Raw genomic sequence first — 13,047 nt, forward strand, 5'->3', positions numbered from 1 at the left:
GCCGCGAACAGGCACGCCCCGGTGAAGATCGGCACCGTCGTGGGTGAGGACGACGAACGCGGCGGTGCCGCTAGCGGTCGGCGTCGGTGCGTGGCCGGACTGGGGCCGAGAGGTCGATGCGCCAGCTGTGCCGGCCGTTGCTGTCGACCAGTTCGACGTGGCTGATCTCGACGGGCCGGCGCGGCGGGTCCCCGGCGTCGGATACGCCATCGTCGCTGGTCACCGTGGTGATCTCGTCCCAGGCCGGCGGCGCCAGCCCGGGTATGCCTGGATGCGCCATGTCCCATTCGGCGGGAAGCGTCCGCAGCGCCTCCCAGAGTGACTCGGGTGTCGGTGCGGGATCGTGGGCTGCCGGGTTGAGTGGGCAGAGCTGGCGGGCCAGGGTGTCCGCCAGGCCATCCCGCCGCCGGAGCGTCTCCGCGCACGCGGGCATCGTGGCGATGCGGTGGACGGTGCTGCCCTCCTGGCAGAAGAAGACGAGTCGGCCGAGGAACCCGGCGGCGGGCTCGTCCGCGCTGAGCCGCAGTGGATCCGCGACCAGCGTCCAACCATTCTCTTGGAACTCGGCCACCAGCGCACGACGCGCCGACTCGTCGCCGGCCGCGCCGAGAAGGCCGGCGATGGCACGCCGCACAGGCTCGCGGGCGAGCACCTCGTCAAGGCTCGCCGACGCGGGGCCGCCAACGGCCGGCCCGGAAACCAAGGAGCGGTCGGGCGAGTCAGCGCCGGGCGAGGAGTGGTCAGGCGAGTCAGCGCCGGGCGAGGAGCGGTCGGGCGAGCCAGCGCCGGGCGAGGAGCGGTCGGGCGAGCCAGCGCCGGGCGAGGAGCGGTCAGGCGAGCCAGCGCCGGGCAAGGAGCGGTCAGGCGAGCCAGGACCGGGCGATGAGCGGTCGGGCGAGTCAGCGCCACGGACCAGGAAGCGGTTGATCCACACCGTCGCGTCGCCGTGGTCGGCCGTGGGGATTCGGGCGTGTCGGATTCGTCCCTGTACGGCCGCCAGGAGGTCCTCGCGCCGGCCGTCGTGGTCCAGGGGTGTCACGTCCCAGCCGTCGCCGAGGTCGAGGTCGCCCGGTTCCGGCCCGAACGGGTCGTTGGCGAGCACGACCTTCGGCGTGGTCACTTCGGGTCGGTCGGGCGCTCCACGCACCTCGGCGCTGATGTCGGCGATCGGGCGGACCGGCGAGCGGACGAGCTGCTCGCGCACCGCGGGCAGTTCCCGGTCGGTGACGGCGGCCAGGAAGAACGGCCAGAGCAGGAACGGTACGGGCTCGCCCGTGACGATCCGGTGCCATTCCGGGCCGGAGTCCTGGAACGCGCCGGAGGCGACGGCACCGGGGGAGATCCGCTCGGACCGCCAGAACTCGTCGGTGGTGGCGCCGGTGCCGTGGTCGGTCACCGTACGGTGCAGCAACAACCATCCGGCGGCGGATCCGTGCGGCAGCCAGACGAACCTTGTCGTGACGGTCCTCGACCCGCTGTCCCGGCTCATCCGGCCTCCTGGGGGGTGCGACTCACCGCAAGCAACTTAGCGCCGGAGCGCGGTGGCGTCACCGGTCGCCCGGGATCGGTCTTTTCCGATCTTCGGCGGTGAAGACCTCGGCCAGGAGGGATCTGGCGCTCTAGGGTGGTGGGTAGGGACGGAATTTCCGCAGAACCGGGAGGACATATGCGCATCAGCGACATACTGCGTGACAAGGGCGACGGGGTCGTCACCGTGACCCCTGACCTCACCGTCCAGGACTTACTCGCCACCCTCGCCGAGCACCGGATCGGCGCCGCGGTCGTGTCCGCCGACGGTGTCGGCGTCGAGGGCATTGTCAGTGAGCGTGACATCGTCCGGCAGCTCGCCGCCCGGGGCGCCGCCGTGCTCGCCGAGTCCGTCTCGTCGATCTACACGGCCCAGGTTCACACGGTCGAGCCCGAGGCCGATGTGGCCGACGTGGAGCGGCTCATGACCGAGCATCGCTTCCGGCACGTGCCGGTCGTCTCCGGCGGGCGGTTGGCCGGCATCGTCAGCATCGGCGACGTGGTGAAGAAGCGGATCACCGAGCTGGAGGTGCAGACCACCGCGCTCAGCGGCTACATCACCGGCGAGCGCGTCTGACGGTTGGCGCCGAGGGGCTCCGCGTGGGCTCCCGCCCACACCGCGGGGGTTCGGCTCGACCAGGGGCTGGCGTGCTCCACCCGGGCGGCGAGGCGGAACAGGCGTCCCTCGTGCGCGTACCCGGCGGCGAACTGCATGCCGATCGGCAATCCCGTCCCGGTGTCCACGGCGACGGCACCGTCATGGCGGGAGTGCCTGCCACGTTGAAGGCGGTGGTGAACGGCGAGCGGTCGAGGACGCGCCGGATCCAGCCGAGGCCGTCCAACTCGTCGGCGCCCTCGGCGAGCTCGCCCGCGGGCGGGGGGAGCTCCGGGGTGGTCGGGGTGAGCAGCGCATCGTACGTTTCGAAGACCCTTGGCAGGCCGCGGGCGACCCGGTTGCGGGCCGCCAGGGCGGTGACGAGCTGGGTGCCGCTGACGCGTTGCCCGTAGTGGTAGCGGGCGAGGGTCACCGGTTCGAGGGTCGAGGCGTCCTTGGGCCGGCCGAGGGCGGCGGCGAGCTCGTCGATCGTCGCCGTGAGGTTCGCCGTCCACAGGTGGGTGTTGGCCAGAACGAACTGTTCCCAGTCGAGTCCGAGGTCGACGTCGGCCTCCTCGACCCGGTGGCCGAGGGACTCGAGCATCCGGGCGGTGTGGGAGACGGCGTCGGCCACCGGCGCGGTGGTGCGGCGCCCACCCCAGGCGTGGGTGAGGACGCCGATCCGCAGCGAGCCGGGATGGCGGGTGATTTCTTGCGCGTACGGGCGGGGCGGCTGTTCAGCGAAGTAGGGGTCGCCCGGCTCCGGGCCGCTGATCTAGTCGAGCAGCACCGCGCTGTCCCGCACGGTGCGGCTGACACAGCCCTGCACACCCAGCCCGTTGAAGACCTGTCGAAGTCCGGCCCCGAGGAGATCCGTCCCCGCGTGGGCTTCATTCCGAATAGGCCGTTGTAGGCGGCCGGGATGCGCAGTGACCCGGCGGCGTCGGTGGCGTGCGCGAGCGGCACCATGCCGGCGGCGACCGCGGCTGCCGCTCCACCGCTGGATCCACCCGCGGTGTGCGGAAGGAAGGGGCCCAGGTCAGCACCCAGAACGGCAGCATCGACAACAGCAGTGAGCGGCTGATGCGCATGATCGAGCGGATTGTCGTCAACAGTTCCGTGCTCTGATGTGGCCGGAGCGGGCCTCACCCCGCTGGGCCCGTACCTTTGACCAGCGGGCCTCGGTCGAGGAAGGCGAAGGTCGTCCAGATCGTGGCGTCTCCGACCTCCTGGAGGATGATCCGCTGGTCCTCCTCGGACCATTCCACAGCACCGTACGCGTTGCTGTAGATGTAGTACGTCGGGCGGCCGGCGTCGTCCTTCTTGCCGGTGGCGCTGATCTCGAACACCGTCGCGTCGGTCTGGTGGCACGGCGCCGTGACCAGGATGGCGTTGACGCCGGGGTTGATCCGTACGCCCAGGCAGTGGTCGGGGTAGTCCTCCGAGAGCCATTTGATCTGGTAGTCGACCCCGAACGGTTCGAGCGCGAACAGCGTCTCGTCGTCCTCGCCGCCGGCACCCAGGGCGGTGCCGGTGGTCTCCGCCTCGCCGCCGTTGGGATAGAGGTACATGTTCTCGTCCAGCTCGGCGAAGTGGATGACCGCGCGCCGGCCGCCGGCGAAGAAGCCCTGGACCCGCGAGGGACGCCGCGGGGACGGCGGGACCGAGGCGGACGGCGAGGTCGTGGGCGACGCGGCGACAGATGTGCCCGAGGCGAGGTCGGTGGGGGAACTGTCGTCCGTGAGGTACTTCCCGGCGAAACCCGCCGCGCCCAGCAGGACGAGCACCGCGGCCGCCGCGACGGCCCGGTGCGGGCGGGACGGGCTCGAGGCCACCGCGGGATGCGAGGACGGGGCCGAGACCGGGAGGTCCGCGGCTGGGAGAGTCGAGGCCGGCGACGGGGCCGAGGCCCGGCGTAGCCGGCGGGACCGGCCCGGGCTCGCCGGCGGGTCCGATGGCGTGGGGGCGACCTGCGGATCCGGCTGTGGGTGCACCACGACCGGGCCGCCGTCGACCAGGGCGTCGAGCAGTTGGCGGGCGGTGGGCCGGTCGGCGGGGTCCTTGGCCAGGGCGCGCTCGACGAGATCACGCAGCGGACCGGTGACGCCGTCGAGGTCGGGCTGGCGGGTGAGAATGCGCATGGCGGTCGCCGGCGGGGTGTCGCCGGCGAACGGGGTGCGGCCGGTGGCGGCGTGGGCGATCAGGACACCCCACGCGAAGATGTCGGCCGGAGTGCCGGCGAGGTGGGCGTGTGCCGGTTCGAAGCGCTCCGGCGCCATGTAGGCGATGGTGCCGACCATGTGGTGGGTGGCCGTGTGGTGGCTGGTGAGTTCCTGGGGGCGGGCGATGCCGAAGTCGATGACCTTGATGCCGCCGGGGGGCAGCAGGACGTTGGCGGGTTTGAGGTCGCGGTGGATGACGCCGGCGCCGTGGATGGCGGTGAGCGCGGTGGCGGTGCCGATGGCGAGGGTGTGCAGGGCGGCGCCGGTGAGGGGGCCCTGGTCTTGCAGGATGGTGTGCAGGCTGGGGCCGTTGACGTATTCGACGACCAGGTAGGGCGGGTCGTGGTCGGGGTCGGCGTCGAGAACTTCGGCGGTGCTGAACGGGGGTACCTGTTGGGCGCGGTTGACCTCGCTGCGGAAGCGGCCTCGGTATTCGGGGTCGTGGGCGTGTTCCGGGCGGACCATCTTGAGGGCGACGGGTCGTCCCTCGGGTGTTTCGCCGAGGTAGACGGTGCCCATGCCGCCCTGGCCGAGGCGGGCGAGGAGGCGGTAGCGGCCGATCTGTCGGGTGTCTCCGGGCAGCAACGGCATGGCCATTTCGACTTCTCACCCCCACCCGGCACGGCACGCGACCAGGCACCATACCCCGATTTCCGCCGCGCGCGCCCCGGCCCGGCGGGCAGTTCTCGGCCAGGGCCAGCGGCTACCACCAGCAGCGTTTTTGGCATTACGCAGAGCGACCTCAACGGTGCCGGCGGAGCACCGCCTCGACCTGGGCCGCGGCGTCCCGGTCGATGGCTCGCAGCGCGTTGTCGTCGAGCTGGTGGTCGGTGTGCATCCGTGCGGCGAGCAGGGCGACGGGATCGTGGCCCGGCCGGGGTGTGCGCACCCCCAGCAGGCAGGGACCGGCGGCCACCCGCAGCGTGCTGATCTCGGTGGTCACCGCGCCGGCGACGGCTTCCACGTCGTCGCCGGCGACGGACAGGACCGTCGCGATCGGCGAGCAGTCGGGTGTCTCGAGCCGGTCGCCCCGGCAGAAGAGCACCGGTAGGCAGGCCGCCGCCGGGACCGGGCCGGCGGAGAGGCCGGCGAACACTCCGGCCAGGGGGCCGGGTCCCGGGGCGCAGACCGCGACGATGCGCCGCCGGCCGCCGCGGGCCATGGCCCGCGCGGTCTCCCACGCCTCGGCGGGGTTGTGCGCCGCCGTGACATCTCCGCCGAAGAGCTGGGCCGCGGCGCCGACCGCGCGCCAGGCGCCGCCGTGTCCGGCCGCGACGAGGGCGTCCTGGGGGCCGAGGGCGCTGAGCAGGCCGACGGCGACGGCCTCGTCGCCGGTCCGGATCGCGCGGTGCTCCTCCAGGCGCCGGACCAGGAGCATGCGGTGCAGCAGGTCGGTGCGCTGGGCGGCCGTGGCCGTCGCGTGGTGGCTCATCGCCACTCCTCCCGGGGGCCTGTCCCGCGGCGGCCCTCAGACGCATTCTCCGCCCGCCGGTACGTCGGGACCAGAGCATCCCGGCGGCGACGTCAGGGCCGGGAGCGAGTCGGGTGCGGCCGCGCCAAGGTCCTCACGCCCGTGGTGGCGCGGCCGATCGGCGGATCACGGTGCCCGGCTAGCGAGGGAGGTGGTGCCGGCGATGTGGAGACAGGCCCTGGTCCTTCTCTTCGCCGTCTCCGCGCTGGTCGCGGCCGCGGTGACGGTCGAGAGCTGGCGCCGGCGGTCCGCCAACGCGGCGATCCGGGCCCTCGTGCTCATCGGCGCCAGCACCGTCGTCTGGGCGGTAGCCGACCTGTGCGGCGTCCTCGCCGACGATCCCGCCGGCACGGTGGTGGCCAAGGCCGCGATCTTCCCCGCCGTCTGCGCGATCATCGCGGGCGTCTTCTGCCTGTGCCGGTCCGTGGTCGACCGAGGCTGGCGTCTGCCGCGCCGCACCGTGGCGCTGCTCGCCGTCGAGCCGGCGCTGGTCCTGATCGCCGTCGCGACGAACGGGTGGCATCACCAGTTCGTCCTGGCGGAGGTCCGGCCCGGGCTGGGGGGTCTGGCGGTTCCCGGCTTCGGGCTCCTCTTCACTCTGCACGCCGTCTATTCGAACGTCCTGATCGTGGTCTCGATCGGTCGCTTGATCGCCGCCCGGCGGCAGGCGTCGCCGGCGCACCGGCGTGTGCTGGGGCTCGTGCTGGCGGTCGTGGTGCCGCCGGCGCTGGTCAATGCCGCAGTGAACCTGTCGCCCGTGCCGATGGTGGACGTGACGGTCGCGGTCTTCGCCTTCTCCGCCGCCCTACTGCTGTGGGGCCTGGCCCGGCGGTTCTTCGCCGACCTGGTGCCGGTCGCCCACCAGCGGATCCTCGACACCATCGACGACGCCGTCACCGTGGTCGACCTCTCCGGCCGGATCCTGGACCACAACCCGGCCGCGGAGCGCCTGGCCCGGCGGCTGGTGCCGGAGCTGCCCGAGGTCCTCGTCGGGATGCCGGTGGCGTCGCTGCTGGGCCAGCTCGTGCTCACCGACGCCGGTGCGGAACACGACATCGTCGACGCCCACCACCGCGGCATCGATCTCAACGTGCGGGTCAGCGTCCTCGACGACGGGCGGGGCGGGCATCTGGGCTGGACGCTGGTGGCGCGGGACACGACGGAGGCGAACCGGCAACGGCTGGCGCTGGAGCACGCGAACGAGCAGTTGCGTGGGCAGTTGCACACCATCGAGTTGCTCCGCGCCGACCTCGCCGAGCAGGCTGTCCGCGACACGCTCACCGGCCTGCACAACCGTCGGTACCTGATGACGGCGCTGCACCGCGAGGTCTCTCTCGGCAGCCGGGCCTTCACCGTGGCTCTGATCGACATCGACCACTTCAAGCGGGTCAACGACACCTACGGCCATGCCGTCGGCGACGAGGTGCTCAACCACGTGGCCGGGATGCTCAGCGACGAGATGGGCCACGACGACATCGCCTGCCGCCACGGCGGCGAGGAGTTCGTGCTGGTGCTCTTCGACGCCGATCCGGCGGTGGCGCGTGCCCGCGTCGAGAGCCTGCGGGAACGGCTCGCGACCACGCCCGTACGCGCCGGCGACACCTTCGTCCCGGTGACGTTCAGCGCGGGCCTGACCGGATTCACCGGCGCCGGGACGCCGTCGACGCTACTGGCGTCGGCCGACGAGGCCCTCTACCGGGCGAAGCGTAACGGTCGCAACCGGCTGGAGCTGGCGAGCGCCGAGTCGACGTTGTCGTCGGCGGGCTGAGCCCGTCCTACCCCCGGTCGGCCGGACGGTCCCAGCCGTCGCAGCGGTCGGCGCCCTGCTCGCCGTGCGGGTCGACGTCGAGCAGGTCCAGCAGGTCCGGCCCGGAGTGGCCGGTGTCCACCGTCCTGCCGACGAGGCCCAGCTGCGTGGCGCAGTCGCGGCCGAAGCCCTTGACCATGCGATCCGCGCGGGTCGGGTGCCCGCACCGGGGACACTTTCTCATCGGCGCGGGCGCTCGACCGGTTGTCATGATTCCAGTATTCAAGGCGCGGAGCGCGGGTCAGTGCGAACCCTCCGGTTCCGAGACCGAGGCGGCATCCGATTCTTTCCGGGTACGCCTGCGCGTGCGCAACCAGGAGATCGCCGCGACCGACCCGAGGACCAGCAGGAGGGCCGCCTTGAAGCCGAACTTGGAGAAGCCCAGGAAGGCCGCGGCGCGCACCAGGCCGCCGGTCCACCAGTTGGGATCGGTGAGGCGGTCCCAGTCGTAACGCGGCTCCCAGCCGACGATCCACCAGCCGACCGCGTACAGGGCCAGCCCGGCGGCGCCGGCCATGAGGGCGGCGGCCACGAGATGTCCACGGCGAATGTCCTGCGTCCTGCTCACGGGTTTCACCGTACGGACGTCCGACGCCGCTGCCATCCGGCCCGGGACCGACCGGAGGCCCTATCCAAAGTTGGAGTGAGGGGATGGGTCAGGCGGAGACGGCGACCCGGGCCGGCTGCCACTGCTCCGAGCCGAACACCTCGTAGCGGATCCGGTCGTCGCTCACGCCCCGGCGGTGCAGGCCGGCGCGCACCAGCCGCATGAACGGTACGGGCCCGCACAGGTACACCTCGGCCCGAGGCGCCAGCGGGATCAGGTCGGGGTCGAGGAACCCGGTGTACGCGTGCGCGGCGCCGGCCGGCCGCTCGTACCAGACGAGGTGGCGGAAGCTGCGCAGCCGGGAGCCGTGGCTGGTGATCTCCGCGAGAAGGGGGTGCCGGTCGGGGCCGCGATCAGCGTGCGCGACCGTGACGTCGCGGCTGGGGCGGGTCCGGGCGACGTGGTCGAGCATCGCCGCCATCGGCGTGATGCCCACTCCCGCGCTGATCAGCACCAGGGGCGTGTCGTCGTCGCGCAGGGTGAGGTCGCCGTACGGTCGGCTCAGCCGCAGCGTGTCGCCGGGCCGGACCCGGTCGTGCAGGAAGCCGGAGACCACACCGTCCGGCGCGTCCCCGGTGCCACGCACCCGGCGTACGGTGACGCGCAGCGTGCCGCCGGTGGGGGCCTGCGACAGCGAGTACTGCCGGAGCTGGCGACCGTTGCCGGGCAGGTCGACGGCGACGGTGACGTACTGGCCGGGGCGGAAGGCCGGGGCCGGGCCGCCGCCGACCGGGGTGAGCACGAAGGACACCGTGTCATGGGCCTCGGTCACCTTGCTGACCACGGTGGTCTCGAGCCACGGATCGCCGTCGCCCGCCCCCGCCTGCGCGAACAGGCGGGCCTCGCGGCCGATCAGGCGGGCGGCGAACAGCCAGTAGACCTCGTCCCACGCGGCGGCGACCCGCGGGGTCACGGCGTCGCCCAGCACGTCGCGGATCGCGCCCATCAGGTAGCGACCGACCATCGTGTACTGCTCGGGGCGGACGCCGAGGGCGCAGTGCCGGTGGGCGATCCGCTCGACCACGTGGTCGATGGCCGCCGGCTCGGCGCCGGTCAGGTGCGCGGCGAAGGCGGCCACCGCACCGGCCAGCGCGGAGCGCTGCTCGCCGGTGGCCTGCGCGCTGCGGCTGAACAGGTCGAGCAGGTCGGGGTTCTCGCCGAGCATCGTCGCGTAGAACGCGTCGGAGATCGCCGGCAGGTGGTCGGCGACCACCGGCAGGGTCGCCTCGATCACCGGGGCGCTGGTTGCGGACAGCATGAAGTCCTCCTCGAAGGGGGGTTTGCGGGTCAGCGGCGGCCGAGGCTCAGCAGCACCTGGCGGGCCGGGGGCGCGGCGAGGTCGCCGACCGTGATCGGGTCGAGGCTGGTGTAGAACGCCTCCTGCGCGCGGCGCAACGCTCCGCGGAGCCGGCAGCCGCCGCTGAGCGGGCAGGCCGGTTCGCCGTCGCAGTCCACGACCTCGCTCGCGCCCTCGAGGGCGCGGACTATGCCGCCGAGCGAGGACTCCGCGGCGGTGGCGGCGAGGCGGACGCCGCCGCTGCGGCCTCGCACGGTCTCGAGGAGCCCGAGGTGCTGGAGCCGCTGCACCACCTTGGCGAGGTGGTGGCGGGGCACGGCCAGGGCGTCGGCCAGCTCGTCGATGGTGAGCCGGTCGTCGCGGGTCGCCCCCAGCATGAGGATCCGTAGGCCGATGTCCGTGGAGCGGTTGAGTCGCACGGGAAGGACCCTACGGAAAAGAGAGTCTCAAAGTCCTGTTTTATGGCCGGGATCACGATGGTCGATCATGGACGGCTGTTGCGGGGCAGCGTCGCGAGGCTGCGACCACGGACGAGGGCCTGGCGGCGGCCGATCTCGCGTCCGTCGGAGGTGACCTCGATCCCGTCCACCTCGTACCAGTTGTCGTTGTCGTAATGCACCGGCCGGTTCCAGTCGATGCGTTCGACCCGCATCCGCAGGGGGCCCGCTCCGAACCGGTAGTCCGATTCGGGGAAGAGGCTGACCGGGCCCGCCGGGCCGCGATTCCTGTCCATCCGCCGCTCCTGGAGTCACCGTGCCCGTCGCCGGGACGGCCTGCTCGCCGGCGTCACCGATCACCGGCGACGGCGCCTGAGGGGGCACGCGCCAAGCATGGCCATATGCGCACGCCGATGCAAGTACTCCTGCACGTGCATATGCACAATGAGTCGGAAACGGAAGGTTCGGATGTGCGTCATGCACCGATCGGAGGACACCCCCGCGGATGATCAGCGCCCCGGGTCGCCGATCTCGTCGAGGATGGCGCGTACGAGGGCGGGCGTGCGATCGGGCGGTTCGGCCTCCACGCAGGCGCGGTCCATGGTCTGGGCGTAATGGTCCACGTCATGGGGCTTGTCGAGGTAGAGCGCGCTGGTGAGCTGTTCGATGTAGACGATGTCGGAGAGCTCGGGCTCGGCGAACCGCAGGATCGCGAAGGGCAGCCCGGCGGACGCGTGCGAGGCCGACCGCATCGGTGCCACCTGGATGCGGACGTTCGGCAGGTCCGCCGCCTTGATCAGCGCCTCGAGCTGGCCGCGCATGACCGCCAGGCCGCCGACGTGGCGGCGCAGCACGGCCTCGTCCAGCACCGTCCAGAGCTGCGGCGGGTTCGTCCGATGGAGCACCCGCTGGCGGCCCAGCCGCAGGGCCACCCGCCGGTCTATCTCGGTGGGGGAGGCGGCGGTGTGTCCGCGGGTGATCACCGTACGGGCGTAGTCGGCCGTCTGCAGCAGGCCCGGGACGAAGTGGACCTCGTAGGACCGGATCAGCGCCGCGGCCTCCTCCAGGCCGAGGTACGACAGGAACCAGGGCGGCGCGACGTCGGCGAACTCCTGCCACCAGCCGGGCGCGCTGGCCCGCCGGGCGAGTGCCAGCAGGTCGTCGCGCTCATGCTCCGGAACGCCGTAGAAGGCGAGCAGGTCGGCGACGTCGCGTTCCTTGAACGGCACCCGGCCCAGTTCCATCCGGCTGATCTTCGACTCGGAGGCGCGGATCTCCCAGCCCGCGGCCTCCCGGGTGATGTCGCGGCGTTTGCGCAGGCGGCGAAGTTCAGCGCCCAGGCGGATACGTAGCGCCACGGGGCCGGTACCCCCGTCTCCGCCGAGTGTGGTCATCCGCTTCACCTCGATCGGCCGTCGGTCTCCTCGGTGGTGATAACCAGATGCACGTGCATCCAAACGTGCAGCTTCACCGGACGATGCGCAGTCACCTGCACGATCATAGGGGTGCGCCGTCGCGGCTTCATCCCGTTCACCCGGCCGCCGCCACCAGGACATTCATATTCATAGATGCGCTCGGCCCGATTAAGTGATAGATCGATGGCAGAGGCGGCCCGGTCGGCGGCTGCCGTGGCGTCCTGCAGGGAGCGTGACCATGACGGCGACACCGCAAGGGTTCGGCCGCGGAACGGGGATGTTCCGGCGCAAGCCGGTCGAGGACGTCACCGACGAGCGGGAGACCGACCTGTCCCGCTCCCTGGGGCTGTGGCAGCTCACCGCGATCGGCGTGGGCGGCATCATCGGCGCCGGCATCTTCGCGCTCGCCGGTGCGGTCGCGAACCAGACGGCCGGCCCGGCCGTCCTGATCTCCTTTCTGCTGGCCGGGGTCGCCAGCGCCGCCGCGGCACTGTCCTACGCGGAGTTCGCCGGCATGATCCCCAAGGCCGGATCCGCCTACACGTACGGCTACGTCGTGCTGGGCGAGATCGTGGGCTGGTTCATCGGCTGGGACCTGCTGCTGGAGTACACGGCCATCGTCTCGGTGGTGGCGATCGGCATCTCCGGCTACTTCTCGTTCCTCATGGCCGAGCTCGGCGTCGGCCTGCCGGCCTGGATGCTGGGCGCGCCCGGCACCGGGGACGGGCACGTCGTCGACCTGTTCGCGATGGTGCTGTGCCTGCTGATCGCGTACCTGCTGAACCGGGGGATCCGGACGGCCGCCCGGTTCGAGACGGCCGTGGTGGCGCTCAAGGTCGCGGTGGTCCTGCTGGTCGTCGCCGTCGGCGTCTTCTATATCCGTACGAGCAACTACCAGCCGTTCTTCCCCTTCGGCGTGAGCGGGGCGATCACCGGCGCGGCCACCGTCTTCTTCGCCGTCTTCGGCTACGACGCCATGAGTACTGCCGCCGAGGAGTCGCGCGACGCCCGCCGCCACCTGCCCAAGGCGATCATCTACTCGCTGGTGTTCTCCATGGTGCTGTACGTCGCGGCGACGCTCGTGCTGACCGGCATGCAGAACTACCGCGAGATCGACCCGGAGAGCGGCTTCGCCTCGGCCTTCGCCGCCGTCGGCCTCTCCGGCCTGGCCGACGTCATCGCGGTCGGCGCGATCGTCGGCATCCTCACCGTCATGTTCACCTTCATGCTGGGCGTGACCCGCGTCTGGTACGCGATGAGCCGCGACGGCCTGCTCCCCGCCTGGTTCGCCCGCCTGCACCCGGTGCGTCGGGTGCCGAGCCGGGTGACGTGGATCGTCGGCGTGGCCTCCGCCGTCATCGCGGGCTTCCTGCCCATCCGCGAGGCGGCCGAGCTCACGAACATCGGCATCCTGCTCGCCTTCGTCGTGGTCTGCGTCGCGGTGATCGTGCTGCGCTACCGGCGTCCGGAGCTGCCCCGGACCTTCCGGCTGCCCCTGATGCCGGTGATCCCGGCGGTCGGCGTGATCTTCTCGCTCTGGCTGATCACCTTCCTCGCCCCCGTCACGTGGCTGCGCTTCGGGATCTGGTTCGCGCTGGGCCTGGTCGTCTACCTGGCCTACAGCCGCCGGCACTCGAAGCTGAACAGGTCCGACGCGCCACGGTAGACG

At 72.0% G+C, this 13,047-nt stretch carries 14 protein-coding genes and 1 pseudogene; 4 read left to right on the forward strand and 11 right to left on the reverse strand.

The features are described 5' to 3' along the window. Positions 1-70: 70 nt before the first annotated feature. The gene (locus AB0M36_RS13245) at positions 71-1,489 is read right to left on the reverse strand and encodes a hypothetical protein (protein ID WP_364156148.1); all 1,419 of its coding nucleotides are present in this window, start codon (positions 1,487-1,489) and stop codon (positions 71-73) included. Positions 1,490-1,666: 177 nt separating this feature from the next. Between AB0M36_RS13245 and AB0M36_RS13250 the strand changes: the two genes are divergently transcribed. Beyond that, on the forward strand, positions 1,667-2,104 hold the full coding sequence (locus AB0M36_RS13250) for a CBS domain-containing protein (RefSeq protein ID WP_364156150.1): 438 nt from the start codon (positions 1,667-1,669) through the stop codon (positions 2,102-2,104). Here the strand turns inward: AB0M36_RS13250 and AB0M36_RS13255 are convergent. Together AB0M36_RS13255 and AB0M36_RS13260 are read right to left on the reverse strand one after the other, a co-directional pair. Next, on the reverse strand, positions 2,085-2,897 hold the full coding sequence (locus AB0M36_RS13255; protein WP_364156624.1) for an amidase family protein: 813 nt from the start codon (positions 2,895-2,897) through the stop codon (positions 2,085-2,087). The two genes, AB0M36_RS13250 and AB0M36_RS13255, sit on opposite strands and share 20 nt — an antisense overlap. Positions 2,898-3,040: 143 nt before the next feature. Continuing rightward, positions 3,041-3,091 (reverse strand): annotated as a pseudogene (locus AB0M36_RS13260) (hypothetical protein); the annotation flags it as partial. Here AB0M36_RS13260 and AB0M36_RS13265 point away from each other — a divergent pair. Continuing rightward, on the forward strand, positions 3,074-3,250 hold the full coding sequence (locus AB0M36_RS13265; protein ID WP_364156642.1) for a hypothetical protein: 177 nt from the start codon (positions 3,074-3,076) through the stop codon (positions 3,248-3,250). The pseudogene AB0M36_RS13260 and the gene AB0M36_RS13265 overlap by 18 nt on opposite strands. 17 nt (positions 3,251-3,267) lie before the next feature. On the opposite strand, the gene AB0M36_RS13270 is transcribed toward AB0M36_RS13265, so the two are convergent. Together AB0M36_RS13270 and AB0M36_RS13275 are read right to left on the reverse strand one after the other, a co-directional pair. Continuing rightward, positions 3,268-4,941: a protein kinase gene (locus tag AB0M36_RS13270; protein ID WP_364156153.1), complete on the reverse strand. Its 1,674-nt coding sequence runs from the start codon at positions 4,939-4,941 to the stop codon at positions 3,268-3,270. Positions 4,942-5,086: 145 nt separating this feature from the next. Next, a complete protein-coding gene (locus tag AB0M36_RS13275; protein ID WP_364156155.1) occupies positions 5,087-5,776 on the reverse strand; it encodes a hypothetical protein in 690 nt (229 codons plus the stop codon). Positions 5,777-5,978: 202 nt separating this feature from the next. Here AB0M36_RS13275 and AB0M36_RS13280 point away from each other — a divergent pair, with 202 nt between their 5' ends. Beyond that, positions 5,979-7,583: a diguanylate cyclase gene (locus tag AB0M36_RS13280; protein WP_364156158.1), complete on the forward strand. Its 1,605-nt coding sequence runs from the start codon at positions 5,979-5,981 to the stop codon at positions 7,581-7,583. Positions 7,584-7,590: 7 nt separating this feature from the next. On the opposite strand, the gene AB0M36_RS13285 is transcribed toward AB0M36_RS13280, so the two are convergent. The 6 genes from AB0M36_RS13285 to AB0M36_RS13310 form a co-directional block, all read right to left on the reverse strand. Further along, complete coding sequence (locus AB0M36_RS13285; protein ID WP_364156161.1) at positions 7,591-7,833, reverse strand: hypothetical protein; 243 nt, start codon at positions 7,831-7,833, stop codon at positions 7,591-7,593. Between the two features lie 30 nt (positions 7,834-7,863). Further along, entirely contained in the window at positions 7,864-8,190 is a 327-nt protein-coding gene (locus AB0M36_RS13290) for a hypothetical protein (RefSeq protein ID WP_364156164.1), read from the reverse strand. An 88-nt stretch (positions 8,191-8,278) separates the two neighbouring features. Further along, positions 8,279-9,487, reverse strand: a complete 1,209-nt coding sequence (locus AB0M36_RS13295) for a globin domain-containing protein (RefSeq protein ID WP_364156166.1) — start codon at positions 9,485-9,487, stop codon at positions 8,279-8,281. Between the two features lie 29 nt (positions 9,488-9,516). Then, complete coding sequence (locus tag AB0M36_RS13300; RefSeq protein WP_364156169.1) at positions 9,517-9,945, reverse strand: Rrf2 family transcriptional regulator; 429 nt, start codon at positions 9,943-9,945, stop codon at positions 9,517-9,519. 65 nt (positions 9,946-10,010) lie between these two features. Beyond that, positions 10,011-10,259: a hypothetical protein gene (locus AB0M36_RS13305; RefSeq protein ID WP_364156172.1), complete on the reverse strand. Its 249-nt coding sequence runs from the start codon at positions 10,257-10,259 to the stop codon at positions 10,011-10,013. A gap of 213 nt (positions 10,260-10,472) precedes the next feature. Further along, positions 10,473-11,357 (reverse strand): helix-turn-helix transcriptional regulator, encoded by an 885-nt coding sequence (locus AB0M36_RS13310; RefSeq protein ID WP_364156174.1) that lies wholly within the window; start codon positions 11,355-11,357, stop codon positions 10,473-10,475. 259 nt (positions 11,358-11,616) lie between these two features. Between AB0M36_RS13310 and AB0M36_RS13315 the strand changes: the two genes are divergently transcribed. After that, on the forward strand, positions 11,617-13,044 hold the full coding sequence (locus tag AB0M36_RS13315) for an amino acid permease (RefSeq protein WP_364156176.1): 1,428 nt from the start codon (positions 11,617-11,619) through the stop codon (positions 13,042-13,044). Positions 13,045-13,047 lie beyond the last annotated feature (3 nt).

This window comes from Actinoplanes sp. NPDC051346 (assembly GCF_040682215.1).
Taxonomy (GTDB): domain Bacteria; phylum Actinomycetota; class Actinomycetes; order Mycobacteriales; family Micromonosporaceae; genus Actinoplanes.